A 24,818-nucleotide genomic window follows, 5' to 3' on the forward strand; every position below is an offset into this window, starting at 1 on the left:
GGCCAAACAGGCAGGAGGTGACCATGCGGGGTCCGCTGGGCGCGATAATGATTGCAGGCGTATTTGCTCTGGCAGCGTGCTCTGACAAGGGGTTGCGCGTCATTAACGCTCCGGGACCGGGGCCGGATGAGTTTGCCGTTCTGCCGGTCAAGCCACTGACCGCACCTCAGGATTATGCGGTACTGCCCGCGCCCACGCCGGGTGGTGCAAACCTGACCGACCCGACACCGGTGGCCGATGCGGTCGAGGCGCTGGGCGGTCGTGCCTCGGCGCTGCAACCAGGTGCGGTGCCATCCTCGGATGCGGCGCTGGTGCGTACGGCCAGCCGCTATGGCGTGCCTGCCAATACCCGCGAGGTTCTGGCGCAGGAGGATGCCGATTTCCGGCGTCGCAAGGGACGTCTGGCCAATATCCGGTTGTTCAAGGTGGATCGTTACGGCGAGGTTTATGACAAGCAGGCGATTGACCCCTATGCCGCCGAAGATGTGTTTCGCCGGGCTGGGCGTGAAACCCCCTCGGCGCCGCCTGAAGATCGTTAAGAAATCTCAATTTTCTGCCATCGCGGCTTGAACCTGCACCATCGCACCGTAGGTTGTGCGCAAGCTGGAACACAAGGCGTGGTCCGGGCGGGTGCCGCCCGAGGGTCCATGCCGGATGGAGGACACCCGATGATACGTTCCCTTGTTGGCGGGGCCGCGATGGCGTTGACGCTGCCGGTCTTGGCAAGCGCCGAAGACGAAGCCGTGACCACATTCTCTCTGGAGAACGGGATGGATGTGGTCGTGGTCGAGGATCACCGCGCCCCCGTCGTGCAGCACATGGTCTGGTACCGCGCGGGTTCAGCGGACGAGCCCGTTGGATCGTCCGGCGTGGCGCATTATCTGGAACATCTGCTGTTCAAGGCGACCGACACGCTTGAATCGGGCGAGCTTTCGGCAACCGTGGCCGCCAATGGCGGGCAGGACAATGCCTTCACCTCATATGATTACACCGCCTATTACCAGCGCGTCGCCGCTGACAGGCTGGATCTGATGATGCGGATGGAGGCGGACCGGATGCGCAACATCCGCCTGACCGAGCGTGACATCGAGACCGAACGCGACGTGATCCTCGAAGAGCGCAACCAGCGCACCGAGAACAACCCCCGCGCGCTGTTTGGCGAGCAGTTGCGCGCGGCGCAATACCTCAACCATCGCTACGGCGTGCCGATCATCGGCTGGCGGCATGAGATGGAAGAGCTGGATATGGACGACGCGCTGTCCTTCTATCAAACCTATTATGCACCGAATAACGCCATCCTCGTGGTGACCGGCGATGTCGATCCCGAAGAGGTCCGCGCGCTGGCCGAGGAGCATTATGGCGCGATCCCGGCCAATCCCGACCTGCCCGAACGCCTGCGTTCGCAGGAACCGCCGCAGACCGCCGCGCGGCGATTGACCTACAAGGACCCGCGCGTGGCGCAACCTTATGTGCAGCGCAGCTACCTCGCACCCGAGCGCAATCCCGGCGACCAGAAAACCGCAGCCGCGCTGTATCTGCTGTCCGAGTTGCTGGGCGGCGGCACAACCTCCTATTTGAATGAGACGCTGCAATTCGACCAGAAAAAGGCCGTTTACGCGGGCGCCTCCTATGGTGGCGTGTCCTTGGATGACACCAGCTTCAACCTGTTCGTGGTGCCGTCCGAAGGCGTCTCGCTGCAGCAGGCAGAGGACGCGATGGATCAGGCGGTTGCCGATTTCATCGCCGCAGGCGTCAACCAGGCGGATCTGGACCGGATCAAGATGCAGTTGCGCGCGGCGCAGGTCTATGCCCGCGACAATGTGGACGGGATCGGCAACCGCTATGGCCGGGCGCTGGCCAGCGGGCTGACGGTTCAGGATGTGCAGGACTGGCCGGACGTGTTGCAGGCGGTGACCGGCGAAGAGATTATCGCGGCAGCGCGCGAGGTTCTGCAACCCGAAACCTCGGTCACCGGCTGGCTGATGCGCGATGAGGAGGTCACCCAATGAGAGCGTTTCTGACAACCTGTCTGTTTCTGTTTCTGGCGCTGCCCGTCTGGGCAGAGGTCGAGATCAAGGAAGTGACCTCACCCAAGGGCATCAAGGCCTGGCTGGTGGAGGATCACTCGATCCCCTTCACCGCGCTGGAATTCCGTTTCCGGGGTGGCACTTCGCTGGATGCGCCCGACAAGCGCGGCGCGGTTTATCTGATGACCGGGCTGATCGAAGAGGGGGCCGGTGATCTGGATGCGCGGGCCTATGCGCGGGAACTGGAGGCGCTGGCAGCTTCGTTTGACTATGATGCCAGCGACGATACCGTGTCGATCTCGGCGCGGTTTCTGTCTGAGAACCGCGATGAGGTGGCCGATCTGCTGCGCACCACCCTGCATCAGCCGCGCTTCGAATCGGATGCGGTCGAACGGGTGCGCGCGCAGGTTCTGTCGGGCCTGCGTTCGGATGCCAAAAACCCCAATGACATTGCTGGCCGGGCCTTTTCGCAGATGGCCTATGGCGACCACCCCTATGGGGCGGATGGCAAGGGCACGCTGGACAGCGTCAGCGCCCTGACCCGCGATGACATCGTTGCCGCCTATGAGGGCGTGTTCGCGCGCGATCGTCTCTATGTCGGTGCGGTGGGCGACATCACGGCCGAGGAACTGGGTGTGTTACTGGACAAGCTGCTGGCCGATTTCCCCGAGACCGGCGCGCCGATCCCTGGCAAGGCAGACGTGACCATCGACGGTGGCGTCAGCGTGGTCGAGTTCGACACACCGCAATCGGTGGCTCTGTTCGGTCAGAAGGGTATCGACCGGCACGACCCGGATTTCTTTGCCGCCTATATCCTGAACCAGATCATGGGCGGCGGGTCGCTGGAAAGCCGTCTGATGCGCGAAGTGCGCGAGGAGCGCGGCCTGACCTACGGGGTCTATTCCTATCTGGTGCCCAAGGATCTGGCCTCGGTCTATATGGGGTCGGTGGCCTCGGGCAATGACCGCATCGCCGAGGCGATCACCGTGGTGCGCGACCAATGGGCCGATATCGCCGAAAACGGCGTCACCCAGAAAGAACTGGACGATGCCAAGACCTATCTGACTGGGGCTTATCCGTTGCGGTTTGACGGCAATTCGCGGATCGCCTCGATTCTGGCGGGGATGCAGATGGATGATCTGCCGATCGATTACATCGCCACCCGCAACGACAAGGTCAACGCGGTGACGCTGGAGGATGTGAACCGCGTGGCTGGCGAATTGCTGGACCCCGAGGGGCTGCATTTCACGGTTGTCGGCAAACCGGTTGGGCTGGACGGATAGGGATGTTCCGGCGGGGCGTCTTTGCGGGCGCCCCGAACCTCTCGATATGATGCGAATTCCGTCCGCGCGCCTGTAGGTAACGGATATGTGTCCTGACCGAACCGGCGATCGCGCGCATTTTCGGCAAAAAACCCACATCATTCCGGCCATAAATCGCTGCTGGACCCAAATGAGGGTTTCGCGGCCCGACATGTCGCCCTACATTCAAGAACAGGGCAGGGGTGCTGTTGCGCTCCTATCCACCACTCACGATGAGCCCGGTTCCCGTGTTCGCAACCGCGTCGCCCGATCCCCCCCGATCCGGCTGACCGGAACACGGAACCGGGCGTTCTTCGTCTTGGCCAACCCTATGGCAGAATCGTGTGGGCCTATGCTAGGTTTAGCGGTATGGCGCACCCGAACCCCAATATCAGCGAAGAACAGCCCGTCATCCGGCAGTTGGATGAAGGTGCAATCAATCGTATCGCCGCCGGAGAGGTGGTCGAACGTCCCGCCTCGGCGGTCAAGGAACTGGTCGAGAATGCCATCGACGCCGGGGCGCATCGGATCGCGATCGACATTGCCGATGGTGGCAAGACCCTGATCCGGGTTACCGATGACGGTTGCGGTATCGCGCCGGGTGATCTTGCTCTGGCGCTGTTGCGGCACGCCACCTCGAAGATCGATGGCAGCGATCTGCTGAACATCCATACGTTTGGGTTCCGCGGTGAGGCGCTGCCTTCGCTCGGCGCTGTGGGTCGCCTGTCGCTGACCAGCCGCGCTGCCGGACATGAAGCGGCGGAGATCGCCGTGACCGGCGGGCGCACCGATCCGGTAAAACCCGCCGCCCTGCGCAGCGGCACCGTGGCCGAGCTGCGGGACCTGTTCTTTGCCACCCCTGCACGGCTGAAATTCATGCGCTCGGATCGGGCCGAGATGCAGGCGATCAGTGACACGGTCAAACGGCTGGCCATGGCCGAGCCCGGCGTCGGGTTCACCCTGCGCGATGTCTCGGGCGGCGGCGAAGGGCGGATCACCTTCCGCGCGGATAGCGAGAATGGCGATCTGTTTGATGCCTTGCATGCACGGCTGGCCCGTATCCTGGGCCGTGAATTTGCCGAGAACGCGCTGAAGATCGACGCCACCCGCGACGGTATCCGGCTGTTCGGCTATGCCGCCCTGCCGACCTATTCGCGCGGCGCGGCGGTGGCGCAGTACCTGTTCGTGAACGGCCGCCCGGTGCGCGACAAGATGCTGACCGGCGCGCTGCGGGCGGCCTATTTCGACTTTCTCAGCCGCGACCGGCACCCGGCGGCAGCGCTGTTCATCGATTGCGATCCGACGCTTGTTGACGTGAACGTGCATCCCGCCAAATCCGAGGTGCGGTTTCGCGATCCAGGCATTGCGCGCGGGTTGATCGTCTCGGCCCTGCGCGCGGGCCTGGCCGAGGCCGGGCATCGTGCCTCGACCACGGTGGCCGGCGCGACATTGGGGGCGATGCGGCCCGAGGCAGCGGGCCCCGCGCGGGTCTATCAGATGGATCGTCCCTCTCTGTCGGCGCGCCGTGCGGCGCATGAGGCGCAGGCGCCGGGTTTTGCCGATCTCTCATCCGCCTTTAGCGGTCAGATTGCTGAACCCGCCCCAATTGCCTCTCCTGTGCCGGAACAGGATGAACCGGTGGCAGAGCATCTGCCGCTGGGCGCGGCGCGTGGTCAGGTGCATGAGAATTACATCATCGCCCAGACCGAGGATGGCATCGTGATCGTCGATCAGCACGCCGCGCATGAGCGGCTGGTTTATGAAAAGCTGAAACACCAGATGGCCGAGACCGGCATCGTCGCGCAGGCCCTGCTGATCCCCGAAATCGTCGAGCTGAGCGCCGGCGACCGCGCCCGCTTGCTGGAGGTGGCCGATCAACTGGCGGCGATGGGTCTGACTATCGAGGCCTTTGGCGGATCCGCCGTTGCAGTGCGAGAGACCCCGGCCATTCTGGGCGAGGTCAATGCCGGGGCCATGCTGCGTGACATTCTCGACGAGCTGGCCGATCAGGGTGAAAGCCAGATGGTGCAGGCAAAGATCGAGTCGATCCTGAGCCGGGTGGCCTGCCATGGCTCGATCCGGTCGGGTCGCCGGATGCGGGGTGAAGAGATGAACGCGCTGCTGCGCGAGATGGAGGCAACGCCCCATTCCGGCCAGTGCAACCATGGCCGCCCCACCTATGTCGAACTCAAACTGGCCGATATCGAGCGGCTGTTCGGACGCACATGATCGAAATCAACGGTTCTCAATACGCTCTGAACGATCCCGCTGTGCTGGCTGCGGGAGGCGGGGTTGCGCTGGCCTTGCTGGTTCTGCTGATGCTGACTCTCGCCCTGCGCGCCGCCAACCGCTCGGCCCGGATGGCTGCCCCACTGTCGCAGCAGATGGCGGTGCTGGGGCAGCACGTGCAGCAATTGGGTCAGGGCCAGGAACAGCTTCGCGGCGGGCTGAGCCATGTCTCGGACGCGCAGGCCAATGCGCAGGTACAGGTGATCCAGACGGTCGAGGCGCGGCTCTCGGATGTGCAGCAGCAGATGAATGACCGCTTGGCAGACAACGCCATGCGGGCACAACGGGCGCTGAGCGAGATGCAGGAGCGGATGAAGGAAACCCTGCACGGGTCCTCAAAGCAGACCGCCACCTCGCTCACGCAATTGCAGGAACGGCTGGCAACTATAGACAAGGCGCAGGACAATATCACCAAACTGTCGGGCGATGTTCTGAGCCTGCAGGACATCCTGTCGAATAAACAGACGCGCGGGGCGTTCGGGGAAATCCAACTCAACGATATCGTGTCCAAGGCGTTGCCCGCCGACAGCTATGCATTGCAGCACACACTGTCGAACGGCAAGCGGGCCGATTGTCTGATCCGCCTGCCGAACCCGCCCGGCCCGATCGTGATCGACAGCAAATTCCCGCTGGAGGCCTATGAGGCGCTGCGTGCGGCCGAGACACAGGCGCAATTGCAGGAAGCGGCGCGGATGATGAAGACCACGCTGCGGGCCCATATCAAGGCGATTTCCGAGAAATACATCCTCGACGGCGAAACCGCCGATGGCGCACTGATGTTCCTGCCATCCGAGGCGGTTTATGCCGAATTGCACGCCAATTTCCCGGATGTGGTGCGCGAGGGTTTCGACAAACGGGTCTGGATCGTCTCGCCCACCACCTGCATGGCGACGCTGAACACGATGCGCGCCATCCTCAAGGACGCGCGGATGCGCGAACAGGCCGGTGCGATCCGCAAGGAGTTGGGTCTGCTGCACAAGGATGTAGACCGGCTGGGCGACCGGGTCGGCAATCTGGACCGCCATTTCGGTCAGGCGGCCAAGGATATTTCGGAAATCAAGATCAGTGCCGAGAAAGCGGGTCGCAGGGCGCAGCGCCTGGACAATTTCGATTTCGAGGAACTGGCGCCCGACGATGCCTCAAATGTTGTGCCTTTGAGCAAGCCCGAGGCATAACGGCCAGCAGGCAGGGCGCCGTGAGGTGCCTCAGATGCGCAGGAAGGGTTGCAGCAGCCGCGGGATCAGGCTGTTGAACTTCAGCGGCGCGTCGGTGACCGCAAGGCAAATGCAATCGGCCGAGATATCGGCGACCGGCATATGCTCGAGATCTTCGTCCGCGATTTCCACATCGCCACGGGCGAACCGGTCGATAGCGTCGGAGAACGCGCCCTGCAGCACCATGGTCAGTTCCATGCCCTTGTGGCCGTGATCGGGTACGGCGGCCCCGGCGGGGATGAACAGCAAACGCGCAGAGGCGGCGGCGGAGGTCGGCAGGATCGCCTGTTTCACGCCCATCCCCACGGGCTTCCATTTGATGTCAGAAACACTACCACCGACATAATCGCGCAGTGGCGCAGGCAGCACGTCGCACGAGGGGCGCGTTGGCGCGTCAGCAGCCACGCCACCGGCAATCAGCGCCAGCGTCGCGTCAAGCGCGTCGTCAGCCATGTCCACCGTTTCGGATACGTCCTGCAACATGCAGCCTCCCAGCGTGTCATAGCTTTCGGCCTGCGCGCGGCAGGCGTCGCAGAGCGACAGGTGGGTGGCGACCATGAGGTTGAAGGCCTCTGGCAATGTGCCTGCGGAATAGCCCATCAGCAGCTCGTCGGTCAGATGATGTTTGATCTCGTTGCTCATCTTAATTCACTTCATCGCGTGGCGCAGCCTATCCAGCGCCAATCTAATGCGCGACTTGATCGTGCCAAGCGGCAGCCCGGTCCGGGCGGCTATTTCGCGATGACTGAGATCACCGAAATATGCCTTTTCGATCAAGTCCCGTTGCGCCTGCGGCAAGGCTTTCAGTGCCTTGCGCAGATGCGCGGTTTCCTGTTGCAGGGCGACGATATCGACCTGATCCGGCTCGGCCTCGGGGCCCCAGGTCAGCTCCTCGGGCTCGGGCCGGCGTTCCTTGCGCAAAAGGTCGATCCGGCGGTTCCGCGCGATAGTATAGACCCAGGTGGCCACCGATGCGCGGGACGGATCGAACAGATGCGCCTTGTGCCACAGGGTGGCCATCACCTCCTGGGTGCATTCCTCGGCCTGGCTCGGGGTTGAGCCGGACTTGATGAGAAATGCCTTTACCCTTGGGGCGAAGTGCCGAAACAGCTCAGCAAAGGCGGGCTTATCCTGCGCGCTGCGTATGCGCAGAACATGTGCCACCCACTCCCCTTGTGGTTTGCAACCATCGTCTTCCCTGTTCACCGCTGTTTTTCCCTTGCGGACACTGGTTTTCCTTTTCCGCATGATCTGATGGACGGCCTCAGCCGCGCCACAGGTTTCAACGGGTTCCACTTCGGCGAACATATACAGCTTACGTGCATCACCCCAAGCCGGATCACATGGGTCGATAAAAAAGATATTCTTTTCATCCGAAGCCGTTGCTCAACCGTAATGCATGTCAGGAACGGAATAGTGTCGGAGAAACACGCAATATGCCATTTGAACACTCTGCGGGCGCGCCCCGAAAGATCGCCGTCATCGGCGGCGGGATCTCGGGGATGGGCGCGGCCAACCTGCTGGCCGACACCCATAATGTCACGCTGTATGAGGCCGAGGGACGGCTGGGCGGCCATGCCCGGACGGTCATTGCAGGGAAACACGGGGATCAGCCGGTTGATACCGGCTTTATCGTGTTCAACCGCGCCACCTATCCGCGTCTGATTGGCCTGTTCGACAAGCTGGATGTGCCGGTTGCCGAAAGCAACATGAGCTTTGCTGTCTCGGCGCGGGGCGGGGCGGTGGAATATGCCCTGCATGGCGCGGATGCGATGTTTGCGCAGCGGCGCAACATGGCGCGGCCCGGATTTCTGCGGATGGTGCGTGATCTGTTTCGTTTCAATGCCAATGCCGCAGCCTACGCGCAGGATCGTGACATTACCGTGGGCGAACTGTTGCAGCGCCTGGGCACCGGGAGCTGGTTCCGGAAATACTATCTTGAGCCGTTCTCGGGCGCGATCTGGTCGACGCCGAAGGACAAGATTCTCGATTTCCCGGCCTGGGCGATGATCCGGTTCTTCGAGAACCACGCACTGCTGAACTATGACGGGCAGCATCAATGGTACACGGTACGCGGGGGCTCGGTCGAATATGTGCGACGTCTGCAGCTTGCGATGCAGCGCAAAGGTGTGTCGCTGCGTCTGGGCGCACCTATCGACGGGGTGCGACGCACCTCGCTGGGGCCGCTGGTCAAGACAAGCGGAGCCGAGTGGGAGCTGTATGACGAAGTGGTCTTTGCCACCCATTCCGATGACACGCTGGCGCTGCTTTCGGATGCGACACCAAGCGAACAGGCGGCCTTGTCCGCGATCCGTTATCAACCCAACCATGCGGTGCTGCATGCTGACACGTCGCTGATGCCGCGCAGGCGGAAATGCTGGGCCAGCTGGAACCATACCGAGGATGCGCAGCCGCAATCCGACCGGATCGACCTCACCTACTGGATGAACGCGCTGCAGCCGATCCCCGAACACGACCCGCTTTTTGTGACGCTGAATTCGCGCCGCCGCATCCGCGAAGAGCTGATCTACGAAGAGGCCACATTCCGCCATCCGGTCTTTGATGCCGCAGCTTTGGCGGCGCAGGAGAAGATCGCCGGGTTCAACGGGACGGCAGCCACCTGGTTCTGCGGTGCCTGGATGCGCAACGGGTTCCATGAGGACGGTCTGGCCAGCGCGGTCAGCGTTGTCGAAGGCATCAACCGTGTCGCGCTGACGCCCATGGCGGCGGAATGACCGGGGCCGTGCAACATATCCCGGCCCATAGCTTTCACGGGCGCAAGGGTGCAGTCCAGAACGGGTTCCGGTACTCGCTGGATTACATCCTGCTGGACCCTGAGAGGGATCAGCCAGAACCCTTGCTATTCTCACGCAAGCGCCCGAGCCTGATGGGCTTTCGCACACGCGACCACGGGGGTGTGCCGAAGCGGGGCGAGGGGGCCAGATGGTTACGCCGCGTGTTCGAGCAATACCAACTGCCACAACCCAAGCGCATCGCCCTGCTGACGCAGCCGCGCGTGCTGGGCTATGTGTTCAACCCGGTCAGTTTCTGGCTCTGTTATGACGACGCGGATGATCTGACCGTGGTGGTGGCCGAGGTGACCAACACGTTTGGCACACGCCACAGCTATCTCTGCCACAAGCCTGACCTGTCGCCGATCGACCCAAGCGACCGGCTGACCGCAACCAAGCTGCTGCATGTCTCGCCGTTTCAGCCCCGCGAAGGCAGCTACACGTTCCGGTTCGACATCAGCGACGCGCGCATCGGCATCTGGATCGATTATGGCCGCAAAAAGGGCGGGTTGATCGCCACGCTGACAGGTCGGTGCCAGCCATTGACCAACCGGGCGATCCTATGGTCGGCCCTGCGCCGCCCGTTCGGGGCGCGGCGAGTGATGGCGCTGATCCATTGGCAGGCGGTCAAACTTTGGCTCAAACGTGCGACATTCCGGCGCGAGCCGGAGCAGCATCAGCCGAATGTGAGCCGGGGATGAGAATGGCGCGCGCGGATATCCGGATGTCGGAACGGCTTGGGGCCTATGCGCTCTTTGCGGCGATGCTTTCGGCGGCGGGGCTGCCGCTCTATATCCATGCGCCGAAGTTTTTTGTCGACAGCTACGGCGTGAGCCTGACGGCTCTGGGTGCGGTCCTGTTCGGGTTGCGCATGCTGGATGTGGTGCAGGATCCGGCATTGGGCTGGCTGGCGGAACGGCTGCGACACCGTCGTCAGATGGCTGCTGCTGTGGCGGTCACCGCGCTGGCGGGCGCGATGGTGGGACTTTTTGCGATCACCCCGCCGGTGGCGCCGCTTTTGTGGTTCGCGTTGATGCTGACGATCGTGTTTTCCACCTTCAGCTTTTTGACCATCTGTTTCTACGCCCAGGGCGTCAGCAAGGCAGACCATATGGACGGGATGGGGCATATCCGGCTGGCGCGCTGGCGCGAGACCGGGGCGCTGCTGGGTGTTTGCGTTGCCGCCATCGCGCCATTTGGGCTGGCCGCTGTGACCGATCAACCCTTTGCCGGGTTTGCGCTGGGCTTTGCCTTGCTTGCCTGTATCGCCGGATGGGCGATGCGGACCGAATGGGTCGCTGGAACGTTGCAACAATCCTCGGGTTTCGCGCCAGTGCTGCGCGACCGGATTGCGCGCCGCTTGCTGGTGATTGCGTTTTTGAACGCGGCCCCGGTGGCGGTCTCTTCGACGCTGTTTCTGTTCTTTGTCGAAAGCCGTCTGGCCGCGCCGGGTGCCGAAGGCCCGCTGCTGCTTCTCTTCTTCCTCTGTGCCGCCTGCGCCGCGCCGATCTGGGGCAAGGCAGCCGAGGTCTGGGGTGCGAAACATGCGCTGATCGCGGGGATGTGCCTGTCGATCCTGTCTTTCGGTTTCGCGATCACGCTGGGGACCGGAGATGTGGCCGCTTTTGCGGTGATCTGCGTGTTTTCGGGCGCGGCGCTGGGTGCGGATCTGACGCTGTTGCCCGCGCTTTTTGCCACGCGAATGGCAAAAATCTCGCCCACCGCCGCCGAAGGGTTCGGTTTGTGGGCCTTAGTGTCGAAATTCTCGCTGGCCATCGCTGCTGTCGCGTTGCTGCCGGCGCTCGAATATGCCGGGTTCCGCACGGGCGTGGACAACAGTGATCAGGCGCTGCGCCTGTTGTCGCTGTTTTATGCCGGGCTGCCCTGCGTCCTCAAACTGGCCGCGCTGGCTTTGCTGGCGGCCACCGATCTGAAAGGAAACTGACCATGGAGGCGATCCTCTTTATCCTGCTGGGCGGCGCGCTAGTGCTGGCGCTCGGGTTTGCGAAACGACGATTCATGTCCTTCCTGTCGCAAAGCCCCGATGATTATGTCTCGCAAGGTCCCGATTTCGACCTGCGCCGACATCTCAACGGTCCCATTCAATGCGAAGGCGTGATCTATGGGCCGACGGGTCGCGTGACCTCGCGCTTTGTCGGAGATTTTGATACAAGCTGGCAGGGCAATCGCGGCGTGATGCGGGAACATTTCCGCTATGACAGCGGCAACACGCAGGACCGGGAATGGGCGTTGGAACTGGACGGCGAGGGCCGGATTCGCGCCACCGCACCGGATGTGATCGGTGTGGGCGAGGGCCGACAGAGCGGATCGGCCGTGCAGTTGCGCTATCGCATCCAACTGCCGGAAAGCGCCGGGTCGCATGTGCTGGACGTGGTGGACTGGATGTATCTGGCCCCCAATGGCACCATCGTGAACCGCTCGCAATTCCGCAAATTCGGCATTCAGGTGGCCGAACTGGTCGCCACGATGCGCCCTCTTGAGGCCCAGTTAGAAAAGCGTGACGCCGCGTGAGGGACTGGGCCGGAAAGCGCTATTGGCTGGTGGGTGCCAGCGAAGGGTTGGGTGCGGCACTGGCCGGGATCATGAGCCGCAGCGGCGCGCATCTGATCCTGTCGGCGCGCTCAACCGACCGGCTCGAGGCGCTGGCGGTGGACCTGCCGGGTCCGACCGAGGTTGTGCCGGTGGATGTCTCGGATGACGCCAGCGTGAAAGCAGCGGCAGAGCAGGTCGGTGAGATCGACGGCATGGTGTTTCTGGCTGGTGTTTATTGGCCGATGGCGGCGCAGAATTGGGACTATCTTCAGGCCAATGCGATGGCGGATATCAACTTCACCGGGTTGATGCGAGTGCTGGGCGTGACCGTGCCGCAGATGGTGGCGCGGGATGCGGGCCATATCGTGGTGACCGGCTCGCTCTCGGGCTATCGTGGCCTGCCGGGGGCGGTGGGCTATGCCGCCTCCAAGGCCGGAACCATGGTGCTGGCCGAGGGGCTTTATGCCGATCTGCGCGGGACGGGTATTGATGTGCAACTGGCCAATCCCGGTTTCATCCGCACCCGTCTGACCGAAAAGAACGATTTCACCATGCCCGCGATCATGGAGCCCGAGCGCGCCGCCCAGATCATGTTCGATCATATGAACAGTGATCATTTCCAGCGTGCCTTTCCGGTTCCCTTCGCCTGGCTGTTCCGGTTGGGGCAATTGCTGCCCGACTGGCTCTATTTCCGGCTATTTGCGTAAGATCAAAGACCGCGAGGCTCGTGCCTGATTGGAATCGATCAGAACACGCGGACAGGAGAGCGGTGCAGATGTTGGAAATTTCAGCGCGTAAAGTGGCGCAGGTGGCGATGATGGCGCGCGAGTTGGGACGCGCCGAAGGTGAGATGCGGGCCTTCATCGACCGGATGGGCGAAGATGAACAAGCCGAGTTGGTGGCGATCATGTGGATCGGGCGCGACAGTTTCGACGTTCAGGAACTGGGTGAAGCGATCCGCACCGCGCGGGCCGAGGCCTCGACCCCCTGCGCCGACTATCTGATTGGCACGCCGCATCTGTCGGACCACCTGGAAAACGGGCTGGACGCGCTGGGCATTTCTGCTGAAGACGTGGAAAATGATCTGATGTGACGGGTCGCGGGTGCGCTACTGTGTCCCCAGATGCTGCCGGAACGTCTGTTCCGCTCGCCCCCAGACACCCTTGTTGATATCGTCAAGCGTCAGCAGCGACGGCAGCAACTGCGCGGCGTAATCCTGCGAGCTTTCAACCGGCAGCATCGAGGGCAGGTTGTCGATCGCCATCACATCCAATACCGGATCGGATGCAACCCGCAGCACCGGCTGGGCCCAACTGGTGGCGCGGTCATAGATCGGTACCGGATTATAGTCGCTATCGGGGTCGCAGGCGATGTCACCGATGGCGCTCAGGCGGCGTGGGGCCTCCAGCGCGGTGTGCGGCACAAAGACCGGTGTGCCGGGCCGGGCGAAGATGCAGTTCAGGAACAGATCATGGTCGAGGATTTCGGGAAACGGCCCGCCATCGGCGGTTTCCGCCATATCCCAGCGGGTGACCTGCACGCCCATCGCCTCGCACAGATCGGCGGCTCCGCTGCCGACCCGGCCAAGCGCGCCGATCACAATGGCCGAGGGGCGGGGTGTTCCCGTGGCGTCCAATTCGGATGACAGAGCGGTGCTCAGGGCCTCCTTGCTGTGATAGGTGCCGACCGGTCCGCAGATTGCACCGTGTTGCTGCGCCGACCAGGCCTTGAGCGTCACTGCGGCCCCGGCATAGCCCGCCCAGTAGCCAAAGGCAGCAACGCGGCGTCCGTCCTCGTCCACCAGGTATTCCAGATCATAGAGCGTGCCGCCGCCTGCCTTGAAGCGTTGCAGCAGGGCGCGGCCCGCGCCTTGGCCCTTGAAGGCATGGCCGAACATGATGTGGCGGTGGGCCAGGGGTCTGCCATCCTCGGGCAGTTCCTTGAGGCCGAAGATGATCGCGTCTTGGGGTGCCTGTGGCCAGCTATGGGCTTCGGCGATGGTGCAGCCCGCGTTCCGATAGCCATCAATGGGAATCGCGCGTGTGGGGCTTGCTTCGACCGTGACCGCGATCCCCGCGGCGATCAGCGCCGCGGCACCTTCCGGGGTCAGGCCTGCGCGTTCCTCGTTTGCGCGCTGTTCGGCGCGAACCCAGAGATGTGTCATGACAGCCCCTCCTACAGCATTCCTGCCTGCGTCACCGCCCTGACAGAAGGACGCGCGGCCATGGCATCGCGAAACGCAATGATCTTCGGATAGGCGGAGGGGTCAACGCCATCACCCTCCAGCCAGCTGCACACCACGTAGAGGTAGCAATCGGCAAGGCTGAGGCGCTCGCCCAGCACAAAAGGCCCGCGCAGTCCGTTGGCCTCGATATAGGCGCAGCAGTCATTCATGGTTTGAGGCACTTTGGCCTTCATGTCCGTCCAACTGCTTTCGAGATCGGCCCAGCGATGGCCACGCAACCGGTGGGCGTGGTTCACATGCATGGTCGAGGCCAGGTAATACATCACCTCACGCATCCGGGCAGCCAGCACCGGGTCGTCGGGTACCAGCCCGGCCTGCGGAGCCAGCGCGGCGACATAATCCAGCAACGCGCCGGTTTCGGTCAGAATACCGCCCTCAACCGCCAGTGCCGGGACCCGGCCCTTTGGGTTGATCTGGCGATAGGCGGCTTTGGTTTGCTCGCCGGTCGTGAAATCCAGCTTGATGGCTTCATAGGGCAGCCCGGCCTCTTCCAGCGCGATGGCAACGGCGACCGAGATGGTTCGGGGGGCATAATAAAGCTGCATCAGGGCGTCTCCTCAGAGGTGGGTCTGCGCATATTGGCGGTCGGGCGCTTCCAGATGCGGGACCGCGTTGAACAGGACCGGGCTCAGCTCGGCCCCTATCGGATGCAGACGATGAAGCGAGGTATTCATGATGGCAAGGGCCACCCGCGCCATGGACCGCGTGTCCAGACCCAGCACCTGCCGCATCACCATCGAGATCAGACCGCCCGAGGTCACGACGATGGCCGGGCCGTTCCCCGCGCCGATCTCGCTGAGAACATCGCCGACGCGGGTGGTGAACTGGTCAAAGCTTTCGGGCGGGTTGTCGATCTCGCCCGCTTCCCAGGCGGCAAAGGTGCGCGGCAGATGTTCAACAAAGCCTTCGCGATCCTCCGGGATTCGAACGCCCTTCTGGTCCTGCAAAAGCTGGGCGAGGGCAAAATACTCGATCTCGTTCAGGCGGGCGTCCTGGATGGGGTTCACAAGCCCCATGCCGGCAGCGGTTTCGATATGGCGGGTCAGCGTGCCGCAATAGGCGCGCGGATGGTGCGTGCCGGTGCCACGCAGATGCGCACCCAGCCAGCTTGCCTGCTGATGACCCAAAGGGCTCAGCTTGTCATAGCTTGCCTCGTCGCGGGCTTCGGTATTGGCCTGTCCGTGGCGGACAAGGGTAATGTAGGACATGGGTGCTGCTCTCCGGTTGGCCTTGTCTTAGGCCAGCGGGGCGATTTGCGCCATACGTGATCTGCATCCCGCATATCCTGTCCCGGACAAAGAGGGCCCTGTGCGGGATTGGTTCGGCAGAGAGGGGATAAGTGAGAGGTTGGACATCGACCCAAGCGGGGCTCGTTGTGGCTGCTTCCTTCCGGACCTGACCAGGTTGGCGAGGCGCTCGCCCGCGCCAACCTCTCAAGCGTCGATATAGGCACGTTGCGCAGGGTTGGCAAGATGAGTCTCGGACCCGCAATGGCGGGATTTTTGGGATGCCGCCACGAACGCCATTGCTCTTGGCGGGCAGAAGTGGCAGCCCTGTCGGCACGTCTCGACCGGGAATGCAGATCATGAAACATGCCGAACAGGTGACCTTTGGTGGCTCTGGCCTCAATCGTTCCGCGCATCAGCGCGCGGACCCTGCGGCGCTGGCGGATCTGGCGCGGCATGAGGCGGCACGCTACCATCTGTTCTGGCGTGGCAAGGTGCTGATGCAGCCCGACGCAGCACCGGCTCTGCCGCATGTGAGCGCGGATCATTCCCTTATATCAAAGGTGTCTACCCCGCCGATCTTTCTGGGCACCGCCGAGGATGGAACGCCGCATTTCGCCTGCGACATCTCGGACTGGACACCTGACGCGGCAGAGATGGAAACCGTGGGCGCCTTCCACGACCCCAGCCAGCAGCAGCACCCCGATCTGCCCGAAGGTCAGGTGTTTTGTGAATTGCGGCGGATGATGACCGCACTCAACCCGCGCGAGGCGGAACTGGCGGCCACCGCACGGGCGCTGTTCAGCTGGCATGAGACGCATCGCTTCTGCGCCCGCTGTGGCACGGAGAGCGAGATGGAGCAGGGCGGTTGGCAGCGCAGCTGCCCGGCATGTGGCGGGCAACACTTTCCGCGCACCGATCCGGTGGTGATCATGCTGATCACCCATGGCGAATCGGTCCTCATGGGACGCTCGCCGGGTTGGCCCGAAGGGATGTATTCGCTGCTTGCGGGTTTTGTGGAGCCGGGCGAAACCCTGGAGGCCGCCGTGCGCCGCGAAGTGGCCGAAGAGGCCGGGGTGCCGGTCGGGCAGGTGACTTATCTGGCCAGCCAGCCCTGGCCGTTTCCGGCCTCGCTGATGATCGGCTGCGCGGGCGAGGCGCTGTCGCGCGACATCTCGATCGACCCGACAGAGATTGAGGATGCGTTCTGGCTGACGAAATCCGAAATGCTGCAGGTCTTTGCCGGGGAAAGACCTGACATCAAACCCGCCCGTCCAGGCTCAATCGCGCATTTCCTGATCCGTAACTGGCTTGCGGATACGCTGGATTGACGCAACACTCAGCGCAACCGGAACGCGTCAGGACCCTTCATGCAGATTTCAGGAACCGAGGATATCGCAGCGCCCATCAGCGACGTGTTCGATATGCTGTCGGAGTTTGACAGTTTCGAGCGCAATGCGATCCGGCGTGGAATCGATGTGCGGCGGCTGAACGATCACTCGCGTGCGATGCGCGGGCTGGAATGGCAGGCGGCGTTCCAGTTGCGCGGCAAGCCGCGCAACCTGCATCTGGTGCTGTGCCGCTATGACAGGCCGCATCTGATGCAGGTCGATTCGTCGACCAAGGGCATCGAAAGCACCATGCTGGTCGAGCTTCTGCCGCTGTCGCCACGCCGCACCCGTCTGCATCTTAAACTCAAGCTGCGGCCCAATACATTACCCGCGCGGCTGTTCGTGCAGTCGCTGAAACTGGCCCAACGCAATCTGAACCGGCGGTTCAAGAAACGGCTGGGCGAATTTGCCCGGGACATGGAGAACCGGCAGACCGCAGTGCGGTGACGCGCCGGTCAGGTGCGCTGGCGGGTGGCGGGGTAGACGCCCAGAATCTCAAGCTCGGCGGTGAAATAGGCCAGCTCGTCCAGCGCCAGTTGCACATTCGGGTCATCGGGGTGGCCCTCGATATCGGCGTAGAACTGGGTCGCGGTGAAGGACCCGTCAACCATGTAGCTTTCCAGCTTGGTCATGTTGACGCCGTTGGTCGCGAAGCCGCCCATCGCCTTGTAAAGAGCGGCGGGGATGTTGCGGACCTGAAACACGAATGAAGTGATCATGCCGTGATCGCCCCGGCGTGTCATGTCCGCTTCGCGCGACATGATCAGGAATCGCGTGGTGTTGTTGCCCTGATCCTCGATGTGGCGGGCAAGAACATCCAGCCCATAGATTTCGCCCGCCAACTCGCTGGCCAGCGCTGCGGCTGCCGGATCGCCGCGCTCGGCGATTTCGCGGGCGGCGCGGGCATTGTCGGGGCTGACGCGGCCGGTGATGTTGTGCTTGCGCAGAAAGCCCGCGCATTGCGGCAGCAGGACCAGATGGGAATGCGCCTCGCGCACCGCGTCCAGAGTCGTGCCGGGCACCGCCAGCAGGTTGATATGGACGCGCACAAAGGCCTCGTCGATGATATGCAACCCGCTATGGGGCAGCAGCCGGTGGATATCGGCCACGCGCCCGTAGGTGGTGTTTTCGACCGGCAGCATGGCCAGATCGGCCGCGCCACCGCGCACGGCTTCGATCACGTCCTCGAAGGTGCGGCAGGGCAGCGGCTCCATCCCGGGCCGCGCGTCGCGGCAGGCCTCGTGGCTATAGGCGCCGGGTTCTCCCTGGAATGCGATGCGATTGGTCATTTGATAGGCTTCCATGCAACAAGCCCGCGAATTGGGCGTTTGGTCGCGCTGTCTATACCTTGCCTCTTGCGAGGGGAAGCCTTAGACACCAGCGCAGACAGCTGAAATGGACTCGCGATCAATGTTCGACACGATGACAGTTACCAAGGCCGCGGCCGGCCTCTTTGGCGCCTTTCTGGTGTTTCTTCTGGGGAAATGGGCAGCAGAAGAAATCTACCATGTGGATGGTCATGGCGAGGCCGCCTATATTGTTGAGCCACTGGAAGGCAATGACACCGTCAGCGAGGCCGAAGAGGTCAATTTCGACGAGCTGATGATGGCGGCAGAAGTGGACAAGGGCGCGAGCGTGTTCAAGAAATGCCAAGCCTGCCACAAGCTGGAAGACGGCGCCAATGGCACCGGTCCATATCTTTATGGCGTCGTGGGTCGCCCGGTCGCATCGGCAGCCGGGTTTGGATACTCCTCAGCTATGCAGGGCAAGGGCGGCGACTGGACCCCGGAAGAGTTGGACGCGTTCCTGACCAACCCCAAGGGCGTTGTTTCGGGGACCTCGATGGCCTTCGCGGGCCTCAAGAAGCAAAAGGACCGTGTCAATCTGATCGCTTATCTGGACAGTCTCGACAACTGAGCCGAAGCGCATGGGTTTTTGGGGCCGCTGCCGATGCAGCGGCCTTTTTTCTTCCATTAACGCTTCTTCACGGCGCGTTCACATGTTCTAAACTTGCAACTTGAATCGCTGGACCATTTTCTAGCACAAGCAAGATTGGCCCTTAACGCCAACCAGACCCGAGAGGATGAGCCGATGAAACCCACCAAAGCAGCAGCCCGTGAGGGCGTTCTGGACGCGAGGTTAAGGTTCGTTGGTGTTCTTGGCCTGTCGGTCGCGCTATTTCTGGGTGGCGCAACGTTGCTGCGGGCCAATGACGAGGTCGTGCGCAGCCACGGCTATTCCTATTTCGGCAATCTGGACTACCCCGAGGATTATCCGCATCTGAACTACGTGAACCCCGAGGCCCCGAAAGGCGGCGAGATGTCGCTTGCCGCGTCGGGCACCTTTGATTCGCTCAACCCCTATTCGCGCAAAGGCCGCGCCGGGGCGCTGACATCGATCCAGTACGACAGTCTGATCGAAAGCAGCAGCGACACGGTCGGGCAATATTACGGCGTGCTGGCCAAGAGCCTCGAATATGACAAGGACCGCAATTACGTGATCTTTCACATGCGGCCCGAGGCGACCTTCTGGGACGGTACGCCGGTGACGGCCCATGACGTGGTCTACAGCCACAAGCTCTTTATCACTCAGGGCCTGCCGTCTTACGCTCAGGCCGTGGGGCATATGGTGACCGGGGCCGAGGCATTGGACGATCATACGGTTAAATTCACCTTTCACCCCGAGGTCAGCCGTCGCAGCCTGATCGAGACTGTTGGTTCGACCACCGTGTTCTCGAAGGCGTGGTTCGAGGCCGACGAGACGCGCCGTCTGGATGAGCCGCGATTGGAAGTGGCCGTTGGCTCCGGCCCCTACAAGCTGGACAGCTATGACATCAACCGCCGCATCGTTTACAAGCGCCGGGATGACTACTGGGGCAAGGACCTGCCCTTCAATGTGGGGCGCAACAATTTCGACACGATCCGGGTTGAATATTTCGCCGATCAGACGGCGGCGTTCGAAGCGTTCAAGGCCGGGGTCTATACCTACCGGATCGAAAGCGACCCCAAAATCTGGGCGACCAGCTATGACTTTCCCAAGGTTCAGAACGGTCAGGTGGTGAAGGACGAGATCCCTGATCGCAGCCCGCCCACGCCCTCGGGGTTTGTGTTCAATCTGGGCAAGCCGCAATTCGCCGACAAGTCGGTGCGCGAAGCCTTGGCGCTGGCATTCAACTTTGAATGGGCCAATGAATCGCTGATGTTTGGTCTGAACTCACCACGCAATTCGTTTGTGCAGGGTACTCACCTGGAAGCGACCGGCGCGCCCGAAGGGGCCGAACTGGACTTTCTCAAGTCGCTGGGTGACGTCGTGCCCGAGGGGCTGTTTTCCGAACCCGCCCTAGTCCAGCACGAATCCCGTCCCGCCCGGCTGAACGACCGGCGCAACCTGCGCGAAGCGTCGAGGATGCTGGATGAGGCAGGATGGGACGTGGGCGCAGGCAACTTGCGCCGCAATGCTGACGGGCAAACACTGAAGGTCGAAATCCCCTATCCCTCCAGTCTTCCGACCTCGATCACGACGATGATCGAAACCTATGTGCAGAACCTGCAGGCGCTGGGCGTGGATGCCAAGGCCGACAAGATCGACCCGGCGCAATACACGCTGCGCAGCCGCGAGCGCGACTATGACATGGTCTATTCGAACCGCTACGGTGCGTTCCTGTCTACGGGTGGCGGGCTGAGCCAGATGTATGGTTCGAAAGAGGCCGAGTTCAGCCTGTTCAACCCGGCCGGGCTGGCAAGCCCGCTGGTGGATGCGATCATCGAAGCTTCTTTCGACACCACCGATCAAGACCAGCAGGACGCCGCCCTGATGGCGCTGGATCGGTCGCTGCGCTATGAGTTCTTTGTGATCCCCGACGGCTATGTGGCGAACTATTGGGTGGCTTACTACAACATGTATGAATACCCCGAGGCGTTGCCGCCCTTCTCGCTGGGCCATCTGGACCTGTGGTGGGTCAATCAGGAAAAGGCCGAGAAACTGAAGTCGGAAGGCGCGCTACGATAACATGGGAGCCTATATCCTAAGACGCCTGCTGCTGGTCATCCCGACCCTGCTGGGCATCATGATCATGAACTTCACCCTGGTGCAATTTGTGCCGGGTGGCCCGATCGAACAGATCATCGCGCAGATCGAAGGGCAGGGCGATGTCTTTGCCGGGTTTGCAGGCGGGGAGGGGTCCAGCCCCGAACCGCAGGGTGGAGATGAGCAGTACATCGGCGCGCGCGGGTTGCCGCCGGAATTCATCGCGGAACTGGAAAAGGAATTCGGTTTTGACAAACCGCCGCTGGAGCGGTTTCTGGGCATGATGGGCAACTACCTGACGCTGGATTTCGGCCAAAGCTATTTCCGCTCGATCAGCGTTATCGATCTGGTGCTGGAGAAGATGCCGGTGTCGATCTCGCTGGGGCTCTGGTCGACGCTGATCGCCTATCTGATCTCGATCCCGCTGGGTATCCGCAAGGCGGTACGGGACGGCAGCAGTTTCGATACCTGGACCAGCGGCGCGATCATCGTCGCCTATGCGATCCCCGGCTTCCTGTTTGCGATTCTGCTGCTGGTGGTGTTTGCTGGGGGGTCCTATTGGCAGATCTTCCCGCTGCGGGGTCTGACATCGGACAATTGGGACAGCCTCAGCCTGACGGGCAAGGTTCTGGACTATTTCTGGCACATCACCTTGCCGGTGCTGGCCTCGACGATCGCTGCCTTTGCGACGCTGACGCTGCTGACCAAGAACTCGTTTCTGGACGAGATCAAGAAGCACTATGTCATGACCGCCCGCGCCAAAGGGCTGAGCGAGCACAAGGTGCTCTATGGCCATGTGTTTCGCAACGCCATGCTGATCGTGATCGCAGGCTTTCCTGCGGTGTTCATCGGCGTGTTCTTTGGTGGCTCAATCATCATCGAGACGATCTTTTCGCTCGACGGGCTGGGCCGTCTGGGGTTTGAGGCCGCCGTGGCGCGCGATTATCCGGTGATTTTTGGTACGCTCTTCATCTTTGGCCTGATGGGGCTGGTTGTCGGCATCATCAGTGACCTGATGTATGTGCTGGTCGATCCGCGCATCGATTTCGAAAAGCGGGAGGGGTAAATGGCGCTCTCTCCGCTCAATCAGCGCCGCTGGCGCAACTTTCGCCGCAATGGGCGCGCCTACTGGTCGCTGATCCTCTTTTCGGTGATCTTTGGTTTTTCGCTCTTTGCCGAGTTCATCGCCAACGACAAGCCGATCCTGGTGAACTATCGCGGCGACTACTACACGCCGATCTTCAAATTTTATCCCGAGACCGCCTTTGGCGGTGATTTCCGGACCGAGGCGATCTATAGCGATCCCGAGGTCAAATGCCTGATCGACAGCGGCGGGCTGGAGGTTTGTTTCGACGATCCCGAAGGCATCATCGACGAAATCAAAGCGGGTACATTTGAGGCCGAGGGTTTCGAGCGCGGCTGGGCCATCTGGCCGCCTATCCCCTATTCCTTCAACACCTCCGTGGATCGCCCCGGCGCGGCCCCGCTGCCGCCCAACGGGCAGAACCTGCTGGGCACCGATGACACCAAACGCGACGTGCTGGCACGGGTGATCTATGGCTTCCGCCTGTCGATCCTGTTCACGCTATTGGTCACTGGTGTGGCCAGCCTTATCGGGATATTCGCCGGGGCCCTCCAGGGCTTCTTTGGCGGCTGGCTCGATCTGGTCTTTCAACGCATCATCGAGATCTGGTCCGCGACCCCCTCGCTTTACGTCATCATTATCATGTTCGCCATTCTTGGTCGCAGTTTCTGGCTGCTCGTGGCGCTGATGATCCTGTTCTCATGGACCGGGCTGGTGGGCGTTGTGCGGGCCGAGTTCCTGCGGGCGCGGAACCTGGAATATGTGCGCGCGGCCAAGGCGCTGGGGGTGAGCAACATGACCATCATGTTCCGCCACATGTTGCCCAATGCGATGGTGGCGACGCTGACCTTTCTGCCCTTCATCGTGACCGGCACCATTGGCGGGCTGGCCTCGCTTGATTTCCTTGGCTTCGGCCTGCCGTCTTCCTCCCCTTCGCTGGGCGAGTTGACGCTGCAGGCGAAACAGAACCTTCAGGCGCCGTGGCTGGGCTTCACCGCGTTTTTCACTTTTGCCATCATGCTCTCGCTTCTGGTCTTCATCTTTGAGGGCGTGCGTGACGCGTTTGACCCCAGAAAGACCTTTTCATGAGCCTGCTGGATGTGAACAATCTCAAGGTCTCGTTCCAGCAGGACGGGCGGGTCTCGGCGGCGGTCAAGGGTGTGTCCTTCACCGTGGATCGCGGCGAGACCGTGGCGCTGGTGGGCGAATCCGGCTCGGGTAAATCGGTCACCGCGCTCAGCACCGTGTCGCTGCTGGGCGACAGCGCCATCGTCGAGGGCTCGGTCAGCTATGACGGGCAAGAGATGATCGGGGCCTCGAAGCAGCGCCTGCAAGACGTGCGCGGCAACGATATCAGCTTCATCTTTCAGGAGCCGATGACCTCGCTCAATCCGCTGCATACGATCCAGAAGCAGATGGCCGAAAGCCTCGCCCTGCATCAGGGTGTCACCGGAGACGCGGCGCGCGCGCGCATCGTGGAATTGTTGAACAAGGTCGGCATCCGCGACCCCGAGGAGCGGCTGGATGCCTATCCGCACCAGCTTTCGGGCGGGCAGCGGCAGCGGGTGATGATCGCCATGGCGCTGGCCAACAAGCCCGACATCCTGATCGCGGATGAGCCGACCACGGCGCTGGACGTGACCATTCAGGCGCAGATTCTGGAACTGCTGGCGGACCTGCAGAAGGCCGAGAATATGGGGATGCTGTTTATCACCCATGACCTTGGCATCGTGCGGCGTATCGCCGACCGGGTCTGCGTGATGAAGGATGGCGAGATCGTCGAAACCGGTGCGACGGTCGAAATCTTCGACAACCCGCAACATCCCTACACCCAGAAACTGCTGGCCGCTGAACCTTCCGGCTCACCGCAGCCGGTGGATGCAGGCGCCGAAGAGATCGCGCGCACCGATCACCTCAAGGTCTGGTTCCCGATCCAGCGCGGGTTTCTCAAGCGCACGGTGGGCCATGTGAAAGCGGTCAATGACGCCACCATCTCGGTGCGCGCGGGTGAGACGCTGGGCATCGTGGGCGAGAGCGGTTCGGGCAAGACCACGCTGGCGCTGGCGATCATGCGGCTGATCGCCTCTGAGGGCGGCATCACCTTCCGCGACCAGGATGTGCGCAAATGGTCCACGCGTGAACTGCGCCGGTTGCGCAAGGATATGCAGATTGTATTTCAGGACCCGTTTGGCTCGCTCAGCCCGCGCATGACCTGCATGCAGATCATTTCCGAAGGGTTGGCCATCCATCAGGTTGACCCACACCGCAAGCCCCGTGAACTGGTGGCGGAGGTGATGGAGGAGGTGGGTCTCGACCCGGCGGCGATGGACCGTTACCCGCATGAGTTCTCGGGCGGTCAGCGGCAAAGGATCGCTATCGCGCGAGCGATGGTGCTGCGGCCCAAGCTGCTGGTGCTGGACGAGCCGACCTCGGCGCTGGACATGACGGTGCAGGTGCAGATCGTGGACCTGCTGCGCAACCTGCAACAGAAATACGGGCTGGCTTATCTGTTCATCAGCCATGACCTCAAGGTGGTGCGGGCAATGTCGCATCAGGTTGTGGTGATGAAGCAGGGCGACGTGATTGAAACGGGCACTGCCGAGGCGCTGTTTGAAAACGCACAGACCGACTACACGCGCGAGTTGATCGCGGCCGCAGGGTAGGGCACCA

24 protein-coding genes and 1 other RNA gene are annotated in these 24,818 nt (G+C 62.3%); 18 read left to right on the plus strand and 7 right to left on the minus strand.

What is annotated here, in order from left to right; translation table 11 throughout:
- Nucleotides 1-23 precede the first annotated feature (23 nt).
- From M3P21_RS08975 to M3P21_RS08995, 5 genes are all read left to right on the plus strand, one after another.
- Nucleotides 24-539 carry a DUF3035 domain-containing protein gene (locus M3P21_RS08975; RefSeq protein ID WP_249709044.1) on the plus strand — a complete coding sequence of 172 codons (516 nt, stop codon included), beginning with the start codon at nt 24-26 and terminating at the stop codon, nt 537-539.
- Nucleotides 540-698: 159 nt separating this feature from the next.
- A complete protein-coding gene (locus tag M3P21_RS08980) occupies nt 699-2,009 on the plus strand; it encodes a M16 family metallopeptidase (RefSeq protein ID WP_373319987.1) in 1,311 nt (436 codons plus the stop codon).
- The gene (locus tag M3P21_RS08985; protein WP_249709046.1) at nt 2,006-3,310 is read left to right on the plus strand and encodes a M16 family metallopeptidase; all 1,305 of its coding nucleotides are present in this window, start codon (nt 2,006-2,008) and stop codon (nt 3,308-3,310) included. Before M3P21_RS08980 ends, M3P21_RS08985 begins: the two co-directional genes overlap by 4 nt.
- Nucleotides 3,311-3,697: 387 nt before the next feature.
- A complete protein-coding gene (gene mutL, locus M3P21_RS08990; protein ID WP_249709047.1) occupies nt 3,698-5,557 on the plus strand; it encodes a DNA mismatch repair endonuclease MutL in 1,860 nt (619 codons plus the stop codon).
- Nucleotides 5,554-6,792: a DNA recombination protein RmuC gene (locus tag M3P21_RS08995; RefSeq protein WP_249709048.1), complete on the plus strand. Its 1,239-nt coding sequence runs from the start codon at nt 5,554-5,556 to the stop codon at nt 6,790-6,792. The genes mutL and M3P21_RS08995 overlap by 4 nt, the downstream gene beginning before the upstream one ends.
- Nucleotides 6,793-6,822: 30 nt before the next feature.
- Here the strand turns inward: M3P21_RS08995 and M3P21_RS09000 are convergent, their stop codons facing one another.
- On the minus strand, nt 6,823-7,473 hold the full coding sequence (locus tag M3P21_RS09000) for a ChrR family anti-sigma-E factor (protein ID WP_249709049.1): 651 nt from the start codon (nt 7,471-7,473) through the stop codon (nt 6,823-6,825).
- A gap of 6 nt (nt 7,474-7,479) precedes the next feature.
- Nucleotides 7,480-8,139: a sigma-70 family RNA polymerase sigma factor gene (locus M3P21_RS09005; protein WP_249709050.1), complete on the minus strand. Its 660-nt coding sequence runs from the start codon at nt 8,137-8,139 to the stop codon at nt 7,480-7,482.
- A gap of 128 nt (nt 8,140-8,267) precedes the next feature.
- Here M3P21_RS09005 and M3P21_RS09010 point away from each other — a divergent pair, with 128 nt between their 5' ends.
- The 6 genes from M3P21_RS09010 to M3P21_RS09035 all read left to right on the plus strand — a co-directional run bounded on the left by M3P21_RS09010 (nt 8,268) and on the right by M3P21_RS09035 (nt 13,269).
- Nucleotides 8,268-9,566 (plus strand): NAD(P)/FAD-dependent oxidoreductase, encoded by a 1,299-nt coding sequence (locus M3P21_RS09010; protein ID WP_249709051.1) that lies wholly within the window; start codon nt 8,268-8,270, stop codon nt 9,564-9,566.
- Nucleotides 9,563-10,324 (plus strand): DUF1365 domain-containing protein, encoded by a 762-nt coding sequence (locus M3P21_RS09015; protein WP_249709052.1) that lies wholly within the window; start codon nt 9,563-9,565, stop codon nt 10,322-10,324. Before M3P21_RS09010 ends, M3P21_RS09015 begins: the two co-directional genes overlap by 4 nt.
- A gap of 2 nt (nt 10,325-10,326) precedes the next feature.
- Complete coding sequence (locus M3P21_RS09020) at nt 10,327-11,568, plus strand: MFS transporter (RefSeq protein WP_249709053.1); 1,242 nt, start codon at nt 10,327-10,329, stop codon at nt 11,566-11,568.
- 2 nt (nt 11,569-11,570) lie between these two features.
- Nucleotides 11,571-12,155 (plus strand): DUF3833 domain-containing protein, encoded by a 585-nt coding sequence (locus M3P21_RS09025; protein WP_249709054.1) that lies wholly within the window; start codon nt 11,571-11,573, stop codon nt 12,153-12,155.
- Nucleotides 12,152-12,883: an SDR family NAD(P)-dependent oxidoreductase gene (locus M3P21_RS09030; protein ID WP_249709055.1), complete on the plus strand. Its 732-nt coding sequence runs from the start codon at nt 12,152-12,154 to the stop codon at nt 12,881-12,883. The genes M3P21_RS09025 and M3P21_RS09030 overlap by 4 nt, the downstream gene beginning before the upstream one ends.
- A gap of 68 nt (nt 12,884-12,951) precedes the next feature.
- Nucleotides 12,952-13,269 (plus strand): DUF3775 domain-containing protein, encoded by a 318-nt coding sequence (locus M3P21_RS09035; RefSeq protein ID WP_249709056.1) that lies wholly within the window; start codon nt 12,952-12,954, stop codon nt 13,267-13,269.
- A gap of 15 nt (nt 13,270-13,284) precedes the next feature.
- On the opposite strand, the gene M3P21_RS09040 is transcribed toward M3P21_RS09035, so the two are convergent.
- The 4 genes from M3P21_RS09040 to ffs form a co-directional block, all read right to left on the minus strand.
- Complete coding sequence (locus M3P21_RS09040) at nt 13,285-14,340, minus strand: saccharopine dehydrogenase (RefSeq protein WP_249709057.1); 1,056 nt, start codon at nt 14,338-14,340, stop codon at nt 13,285-13,287.
- Between the two features lie 11 nt (nt 14,341-14,351).
- On the minus strand, nt 14,352-14,966 hold the full coding sequence (locus M3P21_RS09045) for a glutathione S-transferase family protein (protein ID WP_249709058.1): 615 nt from the start codon (nt 14,964-14,966) through the stop codon (nt 14,352-14,354).
- A 12-nt stretch (nt 14,967-14,978) separates the two neighbouring features.
- Nucleotides 14,979-15,629 carry a histidine phosphatase family protein gene (locus tag M3P21_RS09050; RefSeq protein WP_249709059.1) on the minus strand — a complete coding sequence of 217 codons (651 nt, stop codon included), beginning with the start codon at nt 15,627-15,629 and terminating at the stop codon, nt 14,979-14,981.
- Nucleotides 15,630-15,758: 129 nt separating this feature from the next.
- Nucleotides 15,759-15,857, minus strand: an RNA gene (ffs, locus tag M3P21_RS09055) — signal recognition particle sRNA small type.
- A 149-nt stretch (nt 15,858-16,006) separates the two neighbouring features.
- Between ffs and nudC the strand changes: the two genes are divergently transcribed.
- Both nudC and M3P21_RS09065 read left to right on the plus strand, forming a co-directional pair.
- Nucleotides 16,007-16,978, plus strand: a complete 972-nt coding sequence (nudC, locus tag M3P21_RS09060) for an NAD(+) diphosphatase (RefSeq protein ID WP_249709060.1) — start codon at nt 16,007-16,009, stop codon at nt 16,976-16,978.
- Between the two features lie 39 nt (nt 16,979-17,017).
- The gene (locus M3P21_RS09065; RefSeq protein ID WP_249709061.1) at nt 17,018-17,485 is read left to right on the plus strand and encodes an SRPBCC family protein; all 468 of its coding nucleotides are present in this window, start codon (nt 17,018-17,020) and stop codon (nt 17,483-17,485) included.
- 8 nt (nt 17,486-17,493) lie between these two features.
- On the opposite strand, the gene M3P21_RS09070 is transcribed toward M3P21_RS09065, so the two are convergent.
- The gene (locus M3P21_RS09070) at nt 17,494-18,327 is read right to left on the minus strand and encodes a prephenate dehydratase (protein WP_249709062.1); all 834 of its coding nucleotides are present in this window, start codon (nt 18,325-18,327) and stop codon (nt 17,494-17,496) included.
- A gap of 121 nt (nt 18,328-18,448) precedes the next feature.
- On the opposite strand from M3P21_RS09070, the gene M3P21_RS09075 reads away from it, so the two are divergent.
- From M3P21_RS09075 to M3P21_RS09095, 5 genes are all read left to right on the plus strand, one after another.
- Nucleotides 18,449-18,955 carry a c-type cytochrome gene (locus tag M3P21_RS09075; RefSeq protein ID WP_249709069.1) on the plus strand — a complete coding sequence of 169 codons (507 nt, stop codon included), beginning with the start codon at nt 18,449-18,451 and terminating at the stop codon, nt 18,953-18,955.
- A gap of 174 nt (nt 18,956-19,129) precedes the next feature.
- Nucleotides 19,130-21,046 carry an extracellular solute-binding protein gene (locus M3P21_RS09080; RefSeq protein WP_249709078.1) on the plus strand — a complete coding sequence of 639 codons (1,917 nt, stop codon included), beginning with the start codon at nt 19,130-19,132 and terminating at the stop codon, nt 21,044-21,046.
- A 1-nt stretch (nt 21,047) separates the two neighbouring features.
- On the plus strand, nt 21,048-22,130 hold the full coding sequence (locus M3P21_RS09085) for a microcin C ABC transporter permease YejB (protein ID WP_249709080.1): 1,083 nt from the start codon (nt 21,048-21,050) through the stop codon (nt 22,128-22,130).
- Complete coding sequence (locus tag M3P21_RS09090) at nt 22,131-23,237, plus strand: ABC transporter permease (protein ID WP_249709082.1); 1,107 nt, start codon at nt 22,131-22,133, stop codon at nt 23,235-23,237.
- Entirely contained in the window at nt 23,234-24,811 is a 1,578-nt protein-coding gene (locus M3P21_RS09095; protein WP_249709084.1) for an ABC transporter ATP-binding protein, read from the plus strand. Before M3P21_RS09090 ends, M3P21_RS09095 begins: the two co-directional genes overlap by 4 nt.
- The last annotated feature ends 7 nt before the right edge of the window (nt 24,812-24,818 follow it).

It is taken from the genome of Ruegeria spongiae (genome assembly GCF_023502395.1).
Taxonomy (GTDB): Bacteria; Pseudomonadota; Alphaproteobacteria; order Rhodobacterales; family Rhodobacteraceae; genus Ruegeria_C; species Ruegeria_C spongiae.